General features: G+C 57.0%; 13 protein-coding genes. 5 read left to right on the top strand and 8 right to left on the bottom strand.

All coding sequences use genetic code 11. The annotated features are described in order from the left end of the window. Positions 1–384 precede the first annotated feature (384 nt). The gene (locus AC5Q5A_RS02210; RefSeq protein WP_493894191.1) at positions 385–1,218 is read right to left on the bottom strand and encodes a substrate-binding periplasmic protein; all 834 of its coding nucleotides are present in this window, start codon (positions 1,216–1,218) and stop codon (positions 385–387) included. 290 nt (positions 1,219–1,508) lie between these two features. Continuing rightward, positions 1,509–3,341 carry a DEAD/DEAH box helicase gene (locus AC5Q5A_RS02205; protein WP_493894190.1) on the bottom strand — a complete coding sequence of 611 codons (1,833 nt, stop codon included), beginning with the start codon at positions 3,339–3,341 and terminating at the stop codon, positions 1,509–1,511. A gap of 414 nt (positions 3,342–3,755) precedes the next feature. Between AC5Q5A_RS02205 and AC5Q5A_RS02200 the strand changes: the two genes are divergently transcribed. Further along, positions 3,756–5,426: a methyl-accepting chemotaxis protein gene (locus AC5Q5A_RS02200; RefSeq protein WP_493894189.1), complete on the top strand. Its 1,671-nt coding sequence runs from the start codon at positions 3,756–3,758 to the stop codon at positions 5,424–5,426. Positions 5,427–5,498: 72 nt separating this feature from the next. On the opposite strand, the gene AC5Q5A_RS02195 is transcribed toward AC5Q5A_RS02200, so the two are convergent. Further along, the gene (locus AC5Q5A_RS02195; protein WP_493894188.1) at positions 5,499–6,359 is read right to left on the bottom strand and encodes a prephenate dehydratase; all 861 of its coding nucleotides are present in this window, start codon (positions 6,357–6,359) and stop codon (positions 5,499–5,501) included. Positions 6,360–6,428: 69 nt separating this feature from the next. Further along, positions 6,429–7,169 (bottom strand): 3-deoxy-manno-octulosonate cytidylyltransferase, encoded by a 741-nt coding sequence (locus tag AC5Q5A_RS02190; protein ID WP_493894187.1) that lies wholly within the window; start codon positions 7,167–7,169, stop codon positions 6,429–6,431. Between the two features lie 367 nt (positions 7,170–7,536). On the opposite strand from AC5Q5A_RS02190, the gene AC5Q5A_RS02185 reads away from it, so the two are divergent. The 4 genes from AC5Q5A_RS02185 to AC5Q5A_RS02170 all read left to right on the top strand — a co-directional run bounded on the left by AC5Q5A_RS02185 (position 7,537) and on the right by AC5Q5A_RS02170 (position 11,369). After that, entirely contained in the window at positions 7,537–8,232 is a 696-nt protein-coding gene (locus AC5Q5A_RS02185; protein ID WP_338184196.1) for a c-type cytochrome, read from the top strand. 209 nt (positions 8,233–8,441) lie between these two features. Next, the gene (hisN, locus tag AC5Q5A_RS02180) at positions 8,442–9,224 is read left to right on the top strand and encodes a histidinol-phosphatase (RefSeq protein ID WP_493894186.1); all 783 of its coding nucleotides are present in this window, start codon (positions 8,442–8,444) and stop codon (positions 9,222–9,224) included. 59 nt (positions 9,225–9,283) lie between these two features. Further along, entirely contained in the window at positions 9,284–10,069 is a 786-nt protein-coding gene (locus AC5Q5A_RS02175; RefSeq protein ID WP_493894420.1) for an inositol monophosphatase family protein, read from the top strand. 82 nt (positions 10,070–10,151) lie between these two features. Then, a complete protein-coding gene (locus AC5Q5A_RS02170) occupies positions 10,152–11,369 on the top strand; it encodes a cation:proton antiporter (RefSeq protein ID WP_493894185.1) in 1,218 nt (405 codons plus the stop codon). 21 nt (positions 11,370–11,390) lie between these two features. Here the strand turns inward: AC5Q5A_RS02170 and AC5Q5A_RS02165 are convergent, their stop codons facing one another. From AC5Q5A_RS02165 to AC5Q5A_RS02150, 4 genes are all read right to left on the bottom strand, one after another. Beyond that, positions 11,391–12,050: a LysE family translocator gene (locus AC5Q5A_RS02165; protein ID WP_493894184.1), complete on the bottom strand. Its 660-nt coding sequence runs from the start codon at positions 12,048–12,050 to the stop codon at positions 11,391–11,393. Beyond that, positions 12,047–12,547 (bottom strand): DinB family protein, encoded by a 501-nt coding sequence (locus tag AC5Q5A_RS02160; protein ID WP_493894183.1) that lies wholly within the window; start codon positions 12,545–12,547, stop codon positions 12,047–12,049. The genes AC5Q5A_RS02165 and AC5Q5A_RS02160 overlap by 4 nt, the downstream gene beginning before the upstream one ends. Positions 12,548–12,573: 26 nt before the next feature. Beyond that, positions 12,574–13,515, bottom strand: coding sequence for a DMT family transporter (locus tag AC5Q5A_RS02155; RefSeq protein WP_493894182.1), 942 nt, complete (start codon positions 13,513–13,515; stop codon positions 12,574–12,576). A 126-nt stretch (positions 13,516–13,641) separates the two neighbouring features. Beyond that, the gene (locus tag AC5Q5A_RS02150) at positions 13,642–15,675 is read right to left on the bottom strand and encodes a potassium/proton antiporter (RefSeq protein WP_493894181.1); all 2,034 of its coding nucleotides are present in this window, start codon (positions 15,673–15,675) and stop codon (positions 13,642–13,644) included. Positions 15,676–15,791 lie beyond the last annotated feature (116 nt).

The raw sequence follows: 15,791 nt of genomic DNA, 5'->3' as shown, positions 1-15,791 counted from the left end.
GACTCTGTTGTAGTTGACGTTAACGTTAACGTCAAATTAAATCCGCATAGCTATACCGGTTTTTTTGATGCGGCGGGCAGCCTCGAGACCAAATCGCTGTGGAGCTGCGAATATTCAACGGGTTCGGATTGCAGTTCGCGCGCTGGACGTGGAAAAACCCATGATTTCAGAGGCATAAAGAAAATGTGAGGATTCCTCACATTGCTGGTGCCGCAATAATCGGGACAGTTCGTCTACGGGTGCGACAGAGGCATCCCGCGTAGGCGCGGCAACAACCCGCAGTCGGTCTGACCTTGGTTAGCCTGACTGCAGTTAGTCTGGCCCCAGTTGGTTTGACCCTGTTTGGTCTGGCCCCAGTTGGCCTGCCCCCTAGCTTGTCTGACCTCAGTTGGTTTGGTCGCCCCATTCCTGGATGCTGGCTTCGAGCATTTCGGTCATCACATTGCGGGAGACGAGATCGAAGACGGCACGCGACAGGCGGCCGCGCAGTTCGCCGGTGTTGCATTCCGATTTGTGCGACATGGTCAGATAGAGATTTTCGGTGCTGACCGGGGTGTCGTAGCTGCGGATATTGGTGATGTTTTCATGGGCGGCCACGGCCTTGCCGGGGAATTCTTCGTAAATCAGGTATTCCGCCCGACCAAGCGAGAGCATCTGCAAGCCCTGTTCGAGGCTTGGTACTTCGCTGATGGTCAGGTTGTGGCGGGCATAGGTGTCAAACGCCTGCCCGAAACTGTTATTGATCACGGTCAGACCATCAATCCCGACCAGATCGGACCACTGGCTGTAGCGCAGATCAAGATTGTCATGCGTCCAGATCACGGTACGCGTCCCCTGAAAGGCCGGATAGAAGTAATCCATATATTCCAAGCGCGGCAGGGTCAGAAAGGCACCAGCGATCATATCAATCGTGCCGTCGCGCATATGTTGCTGCACCCGGCCCCAGTTGCCCGAATAGACCACGTCGACTTCAATACCGGCCAGCTCACCGGCCCGTTTGATGAAGTCGGCAGCAGCACCTTGCAGGGTATGACCATCCTTGGCCACCCAGAGATAGGGCGGGTAATCCGGATTGCCCGACGCAACCAGACGCGAACAATCGCGCTGCCCGTCGGCATCGGAAACAGATCCGCTTTTGCCCGACTGTGCACGCACAGATACCGAGCCAACAACGGTCGCCAAAAGCACGGCCAGAAATGCAATTCTGATGCTCATCATTACCACTCTTCCTCTGCCTGCATTTCCGAGCCCTGAGGCACGCAGAACAGATACCTTACGCTTAGGTGTAGTAAATTTAGACCAATTCCCCACTTCAGAATAGGTCTAAACAGATTAATGCTCCAAACCCGTGCGGGAAACACAGGCCAAAATAGCGAGGGACCAGCTGTTTTCAGCCGGTCCCCCTTTAACAATATTCCTGTGAAGTGCTGCGCACCGGCATGACGTATACGTCTATGCCGTTCCCCTGCGCAGCCCCCATACAGTACCCGCAATAGAGCGGGGCAGAATTATGCCGAACGGCGTTTCATGCCCTGGTTGCCGCCGCGACCTTCGCTGCGACCACCTTCGGCACGACGCGGACGGTCGTTGAAGTCACGACGCGGACGGTCGTTGAAGTCACGACGAGCACCGTCGCGCGCACCAGCACCATCACGGCCACCATCGCGACCGCGGAAGTTACCACCACGATCACCGCGCGGCTTGTCGGCAAAGCGACGTTCGTCACGGTTGCCACCTTCACCACGGGGGCGGAAGTTGCCACCGCGACCGCCACTGCGCTCTTCCCGATCGCCGCGCGGTGCACGGTCATCGTTGTCAAAGCGCGGTTTGCGGTCATTGCGGAAATCACCGCCATCACGACGCGGACGATCATTGAAGTCACGACGTGCGCCATCGCGGCCACCATCGCGTGCCTCATCACGTCCACCATCTCGGGCACCGAAACCGCGGGCTGCACGATCACCTTCGGCGCGGGCACCATCACGGCCACCGAAACCACGACCGCGACCACCGTCACGATTGTCACCACGGGCACCATCGCGACCGCCATCACGACCACCGCCGAAGCCACCACGGCCCCGGCCACCATCACGGCCACCGAAACCACCGCGACCGCCGCCGCCAAAGCCACGACCACCGTCACGGCCACCGCGACCACCACGACCGCCAGCACCCGCACCGGCACCGAACGAACGGGGCGGCGGGGCAGCATGGAATTCGTGATCTTCGTCGATATTAACGTCCTGTTTGATCAGGCGTTCGATGTTGCGAAGCAGGCGAATGTCGCGCGGCTCGCAGAATGAAATGGCAATACCTTCGGCACTGCCACGACCGGTACGACCGATACGGTGGACATAGCTTTCGGCATCTTGCGGCAGATCATAGTTCACAACGTGGGTAATACCCGGAACGTCGATACCACGGGCAGCAACATCGGTCGCAATCAGGACCGGGAAACTGCCATTGCGGAAGTTACGCAGGATTTTCTGACGGATACGCTGCTGTTTGTCGCCATGGATGGCATCGCTGTCGATGCCTTCATCACGCAGCTGGAACGACAGTTCGTCGGCATCTGCCTTGGTTTTGGTAAAGACGAGAACGCGTTCGGATTCGTCACGTTTAAGCAGCTGAACCAGAAGCTTGGTCTTGTCGTGACGTTTCACGAACATGCCAACCTGGGTCACGCGCTCGGTCACGCTGGACTGCGGTGCGGTTTCAACCTTGACCGGGTCTTTAAGCAGACGGTCGGTCAGGTGTTTGACTTCCGGCGGCATGGTTGCCGAGAACATCACGGTCTGATGCGCATTCGGAAGCAGTTCAGCAACAGTCAGAACGTCTTCGGAGAAGCCCATGTCAAGCATACGGTCGGCTTCATCAAGGATGAAGACTTCGACATCGTCGAAACGCACCGTGTTGCGCGACATATGGTCAAGCAGACGACCCGGGGTCGCAACCAGGATATCAACGCCACGGCGCAGTTCCTGAATCTGCGGGCCCATCGGGGAGCCACCAAAGACAACAGAGGAAAACAGGCGGATGCCTTTTTTGAAATCACGCAGGCACTGGCCGATCTGGGTCGCCAGTTCGCGGGTCGGTGCCAGAATAACCGCACGCGGCTGACCCGGTTTCGGGCGCTGCGGGTTTTCGGCAAGACGCTGCAGCAACGGCAGGCAGAATGCAGCGGTTTTACCGCCACCCGTATGGGAAATACCCATCAGGTCCTTGCCTTCGAGAAGTGCAGGAATCGTCGCGGCCTGAATTTCGGTCGGCGCGGAGAAACCGGCAGCTTCAACATTGCGCAGCAGGGGCTCGATCAGGTTGAGCCCATTAAAATTCGTCATAAAGGAAAGTCCTTCGTTTATCCGGTCGGCGCCATGTTAACGCCTGTGGGTGCCTGCCCAAACGAAGTCATGACCGGTGCGCGGCAAAGAGCAGCCACTGCGTCGGACCCTGCATGAGAGGCAATTGATGTGAGGCATCGACGTCATCACGCCGAACCCGCCCTCGCCTTTTCATACAGTTCCTGACAGCTCATTCTGTCTTTGCAAGCGAAGGAATGAGCGGGGTGATACAGGGCATTTGACCATAAGTCAATCAATCCCCGCGCCGATCAGCCATGCAAAAACGCATTCTTATCGACTTGGCGATGATTACTGTCATCACCATTTAACAATCTGGGCGCTCAATTTTAACGGTTTGGTTCCCAAATTATGTGCATATAGGGGTACTATACAATCGCTTAAGAGGGGATAATCATGCGATTCCGGGTCGTCACGGGGATCTTTTCGATTCCCGCCATTTGCCTTTTGGTGCTGCTGGCAATTATCGCCACAGTCGCCCTGAACTATCAAACCAGTCTTCGAAATGCGAAATTTGAACAGATTTCGCATTTGACCGAGGGTGCGGTCACGATCGTCAATAATTATATCGCCAAAGCCAAAAGCGGCGAGATGACCGAAGACGAAGCCAAGGCTGCGGCCCTGGATGTGCTCAATGCATACCGGTTTGACGGGCAGAACTATATCTATGCCACCGATTATAATTACTGCATGCAGCTTGATCCGCTGAGCCCGGAAGATGTTGGCAAGTGCAATCCCGACAGCAAGGTGCGCAACATGATTGTTGCCGCAGCCAAAGCAGGCGGGGATGTGATCCTGTATGAAACCAAGAAGCCGGGTGAAGGTGACAAACTGATCGAGAAAGCCGCCTATGTGCGCCCGATCAAGGAATGGAACTGGGCGCTTGGCGCTGGCGTCTATATGGACGATGTTCAGGCAGAATTCATTTCTGTCATGCAGCGCATCGCGATCATTTCCGTCATCGCGATCATCATTGCCGGTATTTTGTCCTGGTTTGTCGGGACGCGGATCACGCGCAGCATCGTCGGCCTGAACAGCAGCATTCGCACGATTGCCGATGGCGATTACAAGGCACCGGTCGAAACCGAATCCCGGTTCGTTGAAATTGGCGACATGGCAGCCGGTGTTCTGGCACTGCGTGACAAGTCGGCACAGGCCCAGCAGCTTGAAGCCGATGCCGCGGTTCAGAAACAGAAGGCCGAAGAAGAACGCCGCAGCAATATCCGCGCCATCGCCGAGAAGCTTGAAAGCGAAGTCGGTGGCATCGCCAAAGCCGTTGATCGTTCGGTTCAACGCAGTGCCGATCTTGCGGTGAGCATGTCACAGAGTGCGGATGGCATTCTGGGCCAGAGCCAGCAGGTGGCATCCGCTGCCGGTGAAGTTTCCCAGAACGTCGATGCAGTTGCCGCCGCGACCGAGGAACTTTCATCGTCGATCACCGAAATCAACGTTCAGATTTCGCAGATGTCAAACACGGTGGAACGGGCAACCGATGAAAGCCAGAGCGCGTCAAATGACGTTGCCGGCCTGTCCGAGACCGTTGAGAAGATCAAAGAAATCATTGGCCTGATCAACGATATTGCCGGTCAGACCAACCTTCTGGCGCTGAACGCCACCATCGAGGCTGCGCGCGCGGGTGAAGCCGGCAAAGGCTTTGCTGTTGTGGCAAACGAGGTCAAAAACCTTGCCACCCAGACGGCGAAGGCGACCGATGAAATCGCCGCCCAGATCAACGACATTGTTGATGGCACCGAACGTGCGGTCACCGGCATTTCGCGGGTTTCGGAAACCATCGAACAGGTCCGAACCGCATCAACCGCAATTGCGGCGGCCATTGAAGAACAGGGTGCGGCAACGCAGGAAATCTCGGGCAATGCCAACCGCAGTGCGGATGGTGTGAAACAGATTTCCCAGAGCGTTGACGAAACCATGAAGAATGCCCAGGGCACGACCAACGATGCAGATGAACTGAAATCAGCCTCCGCAGAGCTTTCTGATCGTTCTGCCGAACTGACCAAGATCATTCATCGTTTCTCGACCGACTTGAAGAACCAGGCCGGATCGTAAGAACCTGATTTCAAAAAAGGGCCGGACATTGATTTGTCCGGCCCTTTTTGTTTTGCGCGTTCTGTTTTCCGCTTATTCGGCCGGAAGGTTGTTTTCCTTGCGGAAGGAATGCGCCGGATAAACACCCAGAATGCGGACTTCGTGCGAGAAGAATTGCAGTTCTTCGAGCGCGTGGCGCAGGCCAAGCTGTTCGGGGTGGGCTTCGACCTCGGCAAAGAACTGGGTCGCTGTGAAGTGGCCTTCGACCATGTAGCTTTCAAGCTTGGTCATGTTGATGCCGTTGGTGGCAAAACCACCGAGCGCCTTATAGAGGGCTGCCGCGACGTTGCGCACGCGGAAGACAAAGCTTGTCACCACCGGGGTGCCGTCATTGGGAATGTCGAGCGGTTCACGCGCCAGAATGATAAAGCGCGTGGTATTGTGTTCGGCGTCTTCGACCTCGGTCCGGAGCACATCAAGACCATAGATCTCGGCCGCCAAAACCGGTGCGATGGCGGCAATCGATTTATCGCCGCGATCAGCAACTTCCTTGGCACAGCCCGCGGTATCGGGGCCGACCACGGCATTCACACCAAGTTCCTTGCGCAATTTGCGGCACTGGCCAAGCGCGTGAACGTGGCTGTGGATTTCCTTGATGTCCTCGATCCTGGTACCGGGCACGGCAACCAGCGCGTGGTTAATGCGCAGGAAGGTTTCGCCGATAATATGGACACCGGACTCTGGCAAGATGTGGTGCACATCCGCCACGCGACCGGCCAGTGTGTTGTCAATCGGGATCACCGCCAGATCGACGTCGCCTTCTTCAAGCGCACCAAAAGCGCCTTCAAAGGTCCTGTACGGTACTGTCGTTGCACCCGGAAAGGCGCGACGGGCTGCCTGATCGGAATAGGCACCGTGCATTCCCTGAAAAGCGATCCTTTGTTGCGCAGTCATCTGGCTGTTTCCTGAAGTGGTCATGTATTTTGATTATGAACTTAAAGCACTTGGTGGCTGGTTCCGCAACTATGCACCCAGCACTTCGCGCGCGCGTTCAAGGTCTTCTTGCGTATCAACACCGAGCGGCACGCCATCCACCAGGGCAACCGCAATCACCATGCCGTTTTCAAGCGCGCGCAACTGTTCGAGCTTTTCACGTTGTTCAAGTTCGGCGGGCGGCAGGGAAACGAAACGATCAAGGGCCGCACGGCGATAGGTATAAAGACCGATGTGATGATAAAGCGGCCCGTCCCCGTAGGGTGCAGTCGCGCGCGTAAAGTAAAGAGCACGTGCGACACGCCCGGAACCAAAGGCTGCGACGGCCTTGACCACATTGGGGTTGGTGCGTTCTTCGTCGCGTTTGATTTCAGCGGCCAAAGTCGCGATATCCACCGACGGGTCACTGAGCGGTTCAAACACCGCGCGGATGTCGGCGGCATCAATGGTCGGCAGATCCCCCTGCACATTGACCACCGCATCAAACTTGCCTTCGGGGTCGAATGTCTGGAGCGCCTGATGCACGCGGTCCGATCCGCTGGGCAGGTCGGGATCGGTCAGAACGGCAATACCCCCGGCGGCAGTGACCGCATCGGCAATTTCCTGTTCGGCGCAGGCGACCAGAACCGGACCGATTCCGGCCTCCGTCGCGCGACGCCAGACCTGAACGATCATGGGTTCGCCACAGATATCGGCAAGCGGCTTATTGGGCAAACGCGTGGACGCCATGCGGGCGGGAATTACAACAACAGGATTGCGCGGGGTCGACATTTCTTCACTCCGGCCGGGCATAAGTTATGGGGCACAAATCACCTGTTCTTTGATCTTGCGCAAAGCGTGGTGTGAACAAGCAATGGCAGAACACAGGTTCTTAATCGGCGCGACATTAGCCGGTTTTGGTGCGGCGACGAAAGACGGAATCGCGTTTTGCAGAACACTAGACGAAAGTTCTAAGGCAAGCTTGTTCGCCTTGGTGTTTAAGAAAGGTTGATGCAAATCGCTGAAACGTATAGTTTCCCACCAACCAGTTTTGCCTGCGGTTACACGTGTGTTTCTCTTGATCGAGGATTGCCGGGGACGCATGGGTAGAACATAAAGATAAAACCTGAGAGTGATTAGGCTGTAACGGGGTCCCGTCATGAACACGATGGAAATCAACAAGATCGTCGCCGGCGTTATTTGTGCTGTGCTTCTGGTAGTGGTTGTCGGCAAGGTCGGCAGCGCACTGGTCAGTCCTGAAGAACTGGAAGCACCGGTATATCCGTTCTCCGAAGATGTGATGGCGGGTGCAAATGCCCCTGCTGCTGCACCGGCAGAACCGGCAGGCCCGGAACCGATTCTTGCCATGCTGGCCTCGGCCGACATGGGTGAAGGCGAGAAAGTCTTCAAAAAATGCGCATCCTGCCATGACGTCGAAAAAGGCGGCCCGAACAAAACCGGCCCGAACCTTTATGGCATCGTTGGTGCCGCGTTCGCGCACAAGGATGACTTCTCCTATTCTGACGGGATGGCCAACCATGGTGGTTCCTGGGGCTTTGAGGAGCTGAACGAGTTCCTTTACAACCCGCGCGATTACATCGATGGCACCAAAATGAGCTTTGGCGGTCTGAAAAAGGCCGAAGATCGTGCCGCGGTTATTGCCTGGTTGAACACCAAGTCTGACAACCCGGTCGCCCTGCCCGATCCGGCAGCGGTTGAAGCCGCCCAGGCCGCAGAAGAAGCCGTTGACGAAGCCGCCGAAGCGGTTGAAGAAACCGTCGATGATGCCGCAGCCGCCGTTGAAGGCGCGGTTGAGGAAGCCGGCGACGCTGTTGACGCGGCCACCGCGCAGTAATCACGCAAGCCAAAGATATCGCCTGACCGAAATTTATGGTCAGCACAGAACATGCAGGGGACAGGAAACTGTCCCCTGTTTGCGTTTGGGGGGGGTCGTCCTTTGGGACTTTATATATGGCGTCCTTGCCTTCTGGGCCCAAAGCGGAAATAGTACCGGCCATAACCATACCCCGCCGCCAGACATCAACCGCCTGCAGGAATGCCTTTATGGAAAATCTCGATCCGTTTTTGGAAATCGCCCACAAACTGGCCGATGCCGCACGCCCGGTCGTGCGCAAATATTACCGCACCCCGGTCGCGGTCGATGTGAAGGCCGATGACAGCCCGGTGACGATTGCCGACCGCGAGGTCGAACGCACCATGCGCGATATCCTGAATGCCGAACTGCCCGATCACGGCATTCTGGGCGAGGAACATGGCCGGGAAAATGTCGATGCGGAATATGTCTGGGTGCTCGATCCGATTGACGGCACCAAATCGTTTATTTCCGGCAAGCCGAGCTTTGCGACCCTGATCGCGCTTTGCCACAAGGGCACCCCGGTTCTGGGCGTCATTGATCAGGCGATTACCGATGAACGCTGGGTCGGCGTGATGGGACAGGCCAGCACGATGAATGGCGTTGAGATCAGTGCGCGCGAATGCGAAGACCTTAAGAGTGCGACCTTCTTTACCACCGCGCCCGAGCTGTTCAAGGGCGATGCCGCCAAGGCCTATCAGGCGGTTTCGAAAAACTGCCGGGTGCCGATGTATGGCGTTGATGCCTATGCCTATGGCCTGACCGCCCTTGGTCTGGCTGATACGGTGGTTGAGATCGGGCTTCAGGCGTATGATTTTTGTGCGCTTGTGCCGGTCGTCGAGGGAGCAGGCGGTGTGATGACCGACTGGTCGGGCAAGCCGCTTCATATTGATAGTGCAGGTGATGTTGTTGCCAGCGGGGATGCCCGTTGCCATCAGGATGTTCTGGCGACGATCAAGGCCGCGATGGCCTGACAGCCTTCATTGCCGGGACGCCCCACCAGATCACAGACCTTGCCGACACAGGATATCCGATGACCAATGACCACCCGTTTCTTGCCATGGCCCACAAGCTTGCCGATGCCGCGCGCCCGGTGCTGCAAAGCTATTACCGCAAGCCGCTTTCTATCGATGAAAAGGGTGATGCCAGCCTTGTGACCGATGCCGACCGCGCGATCGAGCGCACCATGCGCGATCTGATCAATGCGGAACTGCCAGATCACGGCATTCTGGGCGAGGAATACGGGCCGGAAAACCTTGATGCCCAATATGTCTGGATCCTTGATCCGATTGACGGCACCAAGTCGTTTATCACCGGCAAGCCCAGCTTCAATACCCTGATTGCGCTGTGCCGCAATGGCAAGCCGGTGCTGGGTGTAATTGATCAGGCGATTTTGGATGAACGCTGGATCGGGGTCGAAGGGCAAGCAACGACATTGAATGGCAATGTGGTCACGGCACGCGAATGTGCGCACCTGAAAGATGCCACCATTTTCACCACCGGACCGGATCTTTTCGTTGAGCCAAAGGCGATTGCCGGATACGAGGCGGCCTTTGGTTCCGCCAAGCAGCCGATTTACGGTATTGATTCATATGGCTATGGCCTGATTGCCATGGGGTTTGGCGACGTGTTGGTGGAATCCAACCTGCAGCCCTATGATTTCTGTGCTGCGGTGCCGGTGATCGAGGGCGCGGGCGGGATCATTACCGATTGGGAAGGCAATGCCCTTACGATGCACAGCGGCGATCTGGTGATTGCCAGTGGTGACAGCCGCGCCCATGCAGAGGGGCTGGCGGTTTTGCAAAAGGCCATCGCGTAAGGCCGTGTGATGGCTTAAACATTTGGCGATCAGGCACCTTTCGGGCACACTTGCTGATCACGGCAACAGGTTGGGCAGCGCCATGTTTGAATGGGTGATCATTCTTTTTCTCGGCTCCGGGCTGGTGTACGGCCTGCAATCGCGCCGCCTGCAACGCCGCAATATTTCATCGCCGATGATGATGGTTCTGACCGGGATGCTGGTCGCCTTGCCGCTGGGCATCTGGCACAGCGCACCGATGGATGCGCTTTCGGGCAGCATTCATTTTGCCACCGGCTTTGCCGAAATGACGCTGGCGATCATTTTGTTTCTCGATGCGGCGGTGCTCGATTACCGCAAGGAAAGTGCGGCGCGCAATATCGCGATCCGCTTGCTTTTGATTGGGTTGCCGCTGACCATCGGGGTGACGTGGGCGTTTATTGTCGGGCTTGATGCCTCTATCGGGTTGGTGCCGGCCCTGATCCTTGCGCTTATTGTCAGCCCGACCGATGCCGCCCTTGGCCGACCCGTCCTTGAAAACAAGGGCGTGCCCGAACCGGTGCGCCAGGGCATCAATATTGAAAGCGGGCTTAATGACGGCTTGGTCCTGCCGGTCTTTACCACGGCGGTTTTGCTGGAAGCCAATCTTCTGAGCAACGGACATCAGGGCTGGGTCGCCGAGGCGTTGCTTGAGATTTCAATCGGGGCGGTGATCGGGGTGGTCAGTGGCTATGTCATTGGTCAGGTGGTCAATCACGCGGTCAAGAACAGGACCATCGTTGCGCGGTTTGAACGGTTACTCGGCGTTCTGGCGGCCCTTTTCATTTTCCTTTTGGCCGAGGAATTGGGCGGCAATGGTTTTGTCGCGGCCTTTGCCGGCGGGCTTGCGCTTAATATTTCGAGTGACAAGGTCAAGGACGCGATTGAAAGCTTTGGCGAGGCCGAGTCAGAGCTTCTGACCATGCTGACATTCTTTGTCTTTGGCCTGATCGTCGTGCCAGCGCTTTATGAAAGCTGGACCTGGACGATGCTGCTGTTTTCGATTGCAAGCCTTGCTGTCCTGCGCCCGATTTGTGTGTGGATCTGCATGATTGGCAGTCCCTATAGCCTTGGCGAAAAGCTTTATATCGGCTGGTTCGGACCGCGCGGGATTGCATCGGTGATTTATATGCTGATCATGGCGACGATGATTGACCCGGGCGCGTTCAAACCGCTGTTTGCCGCCGGTACCATGATTGTCTGCATCAGCGTGGTTGCCCATGGCATTACCGCCGCCCCGGCGTCGCGGGCATTGGTCACCTATCTGGCGCGGAAACCCTGAGGAAGGCTGATTTTTTGCAGGCTATTGCTGGGAAATGGCAAGACGGATGCCAAGGGCGATGAACATGCCGCCAAGTGCGCGGTTCAACCAGGCGCCCAGCTTGCGACTGCCCTTGATCCGGCCAGCGGCCGAGGCCACCGCCAAAACCAGCATGCCCTCAACCACAAAGGCGATCAGAAGCACCATCAGGCCGAGTACCAGAAACTGCACCGCGCCATTGCCACGGGTTGGATCAATGAATTGCGGCAGGAAGGCCATGAAGAAAATCGCCACCTTGGGATTGAGCACATCAATCATCACCCCCTGACGCCAGGCGCCAAAGGCAGTCATCGGTTTGGTCGAAATCGGGGCGGTTGGCTCAGCCGATTTCGCCGCAGTTTCTGATTTGGCAAAGCTGCTGCGAAGCGCGCCGATACCCAGCCACACCAGATAGGCCACCCCGATCCATTTGACGATGGCAAAGGCCAGCGCCGAGGTCGCAAGAATGGCCGAAAGCCCAAAGGTTGCCGCCAAAACATGGACAAAGGCACCGGAAATCACGCCAAGTGACGAAAACAGGCCGATCTTGCGGCCATGCACCGCGGTTTGCCCGACAATATAGGCCATGTCCGGCCCCGGCGAGATGTTGAGCAACAGGGCGGCAATCAGAAACGGCGTATAGGCAACGAGAAGCTCGATCATCCCAACTGATCCCTGGCGAAAAAGACCAGATCAATCTCAAGCGGGCCCAATCCGGCCTCGATCAGCATGTTGGACAGCTGCCCACGATGGTGGGTCTGATGGTTGAACATATGCGCCAAAACCAGATCGCGCGGCATGGTATAGGCATCACCCGCGACCGAGTGGTAGGTCAGATCCGCGGTCACTTCGGCGTCGGTCAGGCCGTTGGTGAACTCAATGATCGCCTGATCTTCGGCCACGCGGGCGCGGCGGAGTTCATCGAAGTTTTCATAAAGCACGGTGTTGAGCGGCATGGCCACGGGACTGCCGAGCAGGCGGCTCATCCAGATGCGGTCAGCCACCAGGATATGATTGAGCGTGCGCAGGATCGACGGGAAGAAGGCCGTGCGCGGGGCATCGAGTTCGGCCACTGGCAATTTCGCGCAAAGCCCATAAGCCTTTGCATTGGCCCAGAGATTATATTGCGCCATGCGTTCGAAATAGGCCGCACCGTTCATCTTTTACTCCGTCTTCAGGTCTGCGATCATGGCTTCGCTGTCGGGTTTGTTGCGCAAGTTGGCGGTACTGGTGCAACCTGTTCGAGCACCTTGGTCGCCGGTTTGGGGACACGTTTGGTCAGAATAACCACGTTGCCGACCAATGTCAGCGCCACACCCCAGATTATATTGCCCGTCCAGTGGAAATCCTCAAACCAGGTCGACAGCAACAGGGCAACAATCGGGAACATCACCGAACTATAGGCCGCACGATCCGGGCCGATCTTGCCCAAAAGTGTCAGATAGAAGCCAAAGCCCAGAACCGATCCGAACAGGGCGAGATAAACCAAAGCGGCCAAGAAGCTGGCACTGGTATCAAAGGTCACCGGGATTCCGGCAAGCGCGATATAGCCAAACAGCAAGAGCGTGCCATAAAGCATGCCATAAGCATTGGCCTGCATGACCGGAACCCCGCGCGCATGGTTGCGTGCGGACGCCATATTGCCAAGCGATGCGATGTAAGCCCCCGCAAGGGAAACCAGAAGCCCGATGCTGCCACCCGTTGTCAGATCGAAGGCGGCCAGATCATTGGCAAACACCATGGCGATCCCGGTAAGCCCGATCCCGGCCCCGATCAGGGTGCGGGTTTCGGGACGGCGGCGGAAAAAGATCACGCCATTAATCATATTCATGATGACGATGGTTGAAAACACCACCGCCAGAAGCCCGGACGTCAGATGGATACTGGCGACATAGATCAGGACATAGTTCAGCGAAAACAGACAGACGCCCAGAACCGCCATGAAGAAATGATCGCGCAGCGTAAAACGCATCGGCAAGCGGCGTAGGCCACACCAGGCCATCAAGATCAGCGTTGCCAAGGCAAAGCGATAGGCGACGGCGACTTCGGGGGCGACCGAAAGCTGATACTGAATGGCGATCCAGGTCGATCCCCAGATCAAGACAACTGCTGCGTAAAGACCGAACATGGCCCAAGGACTCCAAAAGAATTGAAGCCACAATTTAGGGCAGTTCAGAACCGGCGCCAAACCAGCTTTTTTGATCCTGCCATTAGCCAAACTAATCCAAAGACCGGAAATCTAATGCATCGCCAATCAGGATTTTTTCGACCGACCTGCTTTGCCGGTCTTTTTGCCGCTGTCTTCTGGTTCGGGGGTTTCGTCGCCGTCTTTGGGCGTGTCATCAGCCGTGTCGTCAGCCACATCTTCAATATTGTCATCGGATGCGTCCGGCACGTCAGGTGCCTCAGTCACATCGGCCTCGTCTGTGCCATCATCAAGCTGCTTGGCGGTTGATGATGTCTGATCGCTCAGCGCCGCGTTCTTTTCGGCGCGTTTGCGTTTCTGCCAATCTTTCCAGATTGCCAGCAATTCGCTGCGCGATTGGAAGATCGGAATGCGGCGTTTGGGTTTGGCTTTTTGTTGTTCAACCGCCAAGCCGACCTCAAGCACGTCGTGCTCATCATCGGTGCGGCGCACGATCAGTTCCACCGTGCCATAGGGCATGCGATCACCGAGTTCGAGATCGCCGGGCAGATCACGTTCGAGGATTTCGGCCACGGTGAGTTCGGTATCATCGGCGTCGACGGCAAAGCCATACAGACGACCAATATCGGCAATCCGGGTATCGGCCGGGAAGCTGAAATCACCGAACAGTTCGACGTCATTGGCCCCCTCGGCCGGACCGGCAAACAGTTGGTCGAGCAGGTCGACATGCTTGGGCGGGGTAATGATATAGACCTGATCACCGCCCTGAACCGGCCCGGCGGAATGCGGGCGCAGTGATGCACCATCGCGCAGGATCAGACTTGGCCGTGCCCAGCGCGGAATACGATGACCGGTGGCAACGGCACTGGCTTCGTGAACGCGATAGACAACGATTTCCTGATTGGCATTGCCGGGCAGTTCGAGATCAATACGGTCCACCGGACCGTGGCGGGCCGGCACAATTATGCCCAGCCAATGCGCCATCCGCCGGATCGTCCAGCCCTGCAACAGAAGCGAGGTGATCACGACGATGAAGGCGGTGTTAAACAACAGCTGCCCTTCGGGCACGCCTTCGACCATCGGCACAATGGCAAGCAGGATGGAGACCGCCCCGCGCAAGCCGACCCATGAAATAAAGGCGGTATCATTGCGCGAGAAGTTAAAGAACATCAGGCACAGCCAGACCGCCACCGGACGGGCGACAAACACCAGAACCAGCGCCAGAATGACACCCGGAAGGACAACCGTGCCAAATTCGGACGGGGTGGCGAGCAGACCCAAGGTGACAAACATCGCGATCTGGGCAAGCCAGGTGGTGACATGCTGAAAACGCCGGACGCCGACGCTCATTTTCATGTTGCTGTTGCCGGCATAAAGACCCGCGACATACACCGCCAAAAAGCCACTGCCGCCGAGAATACTGGTCGCGCCAAACAGGCTGAGTGCAAGTGCCATGGTAATGATCGGCACCAGTCCCGGTTCAAGTTTGACCCGGTTGATCATCCAGACCAGCGCATAACCACCGGCAAGGCCGAAAATCGCGCCAAGGCCGATCTGAAGGATGAAGCGTTGCAGGAGTTCAAGCGCGATGTTTTCGCCACCGCCGAGAATGATCAGTTCGACCAGCGAGATCGTCAGAAACACCGCCATCGGGTCGTTCGAACCCGATTCAACTTCCAGCGTGCTGCGCGTACGATCACGCAGATTGATCCCGCCAACGCGCAGCAGGAAAAACACCGCCGCCGCATCGGTTGAGCTGACAATCGCCCCAAATAAAAGTGCAACCAGCCATGGCACATCGAGCACCAGCCAGGTTACCCCGCCAATCACGCCGGTGGTAATCAGCACCCCGAAAGTTGCCAGAACAAGCGATGGACCGGCGGCGATTTTTAACGTTCGGAGCTGGGTTTCAAAGCCACTGTCAAACAGGATCAGGGCGAGCGCGATGGAGCCGATGAAATAGGCGAGCGGCGCATTATCGAACATGATGCCGCCAATGCCGTCCTCGCCCGCCGCCAGACCGACAAACAGAAACACCAGAAGCAAGGGGGCGCCGACCCGGAAGCTGACCAGACTGGTGAAAACAGCCACCACCACCAGAATCGATGCAATCAGGATCACCAGATTCATCGATTCAATCATTTCGGGGGCTCCTATGTCGGGACATCAGAATGGGTTTGGCGGGTTACGTGCGCAGTACTATCACATAGTGATACTTAGGAAATGATGACCGGCAATGCCATCTCCCCCGATGACTG

This window comes from Thalassospira sp. CA1 (assembly GCF_059052855.1).
This window is presented reverse-complemented; position numbering and strand designations above follow the sequence as displayed.

Excerpts from the sequence above, each read along its gene's own strand:
- AC5Q5A_RS02155 (WP_493894182.1), bottom strand. The coding sequence starts at position 13,515 with ATGTTCGGTCTTTACGCAGCAGTTGTCTTGATCTGGGGATCGACCTGG.
- AC5Q5A_RS02175 (WP_493894420.1), top strand. The coding sequence starts at position 9,284 with ATGACCAATGACCACCCGTTTCTTGCCATGGCCCACAAGCTTGCCGAT.
- AC5Q5A_RS02160 (WP_493894183.1), bottom strand. The coding sequence starts at position 12,547 with ATGAACGGTGCGGCCTATTTCGAACGCATGGCGCAATATAATCTCTGG.
- AC5Q5A_RS02200 (WP_493894189.1), top strand. The coding sequence starts at position 3,756 with ATGCGATTCCGGGTCGTCACGGGGATCTTTTCGATTCCCGCCATTTGC.
- AC5Q5A_RS02170 (WP_493894185.1), top strand. The coding sequence starts at position 10,152 with ATGTTTGAATGGGTGATCATTCTTTTTCTCGGCTCCGGGCTGGTGTAC.
- AC5Q5A_RS02165 (WP_493894184.1), bottom strand. The coding sequence starts at position 12,050 with ATGATCGAGCTTCTCGTTGCCTATACGCCGTTTCTGATTGCCGCCCTG.
- AC5Q5A_RS02210 (WP_493894191.1), bottom strand. The coding sequence starts at position 1,218 with ATGATGAGCATCAGAATTGCATTTCTGGCCGTGCTTTTGGCGACCGTT.
- AC5Q5A_RS02195 (WP_493894188.1), bottom strand. The coding sequence starts at position 6,359 with ATGACTGCGCAACAAAGGATCGCTTTTCAGGGAATGCACGGTGCCTAT.
- AC5Q5A_RS02190 (WP_493894187.1), bottom strand. The coding sequence starts at position 7,169 with ATGTCGACCCCGCGCAATCCTGTTGTTGTAATTCCCGCCCGCATGGCG.
- AC5Q5A_RS02150 (WP_493894181.1), bottom strand. The coding sequence starts at position 15,675 with ATGATTGAATCGATGAATCTGGTGATCCTGATTGCATCGATTCTGGTG.
- AC5Q5A_RS02205 (WP_493894190.1), bottom strand. The coding sequence starts at position 3,341 with ATGACGAATTTTAATGGGCTCAACCTGATCGAGCCCCTGCTGCGCAAT.
- hisN (WP_493894186.1), top strand. The coding sequence starts at position 8,442 with ATGGAAAATCTCGATCCGTTTTTGGAAATCGCCCACAAACTGGCCGAT.
- AC5Q5A_RS02185 (WP_338184196.1), top strand. The coding sequence starts at position 7,537 with ATGAACACGATGGAAATCAACAAGATCGTCGCCGGCGTTATTTGTGCT.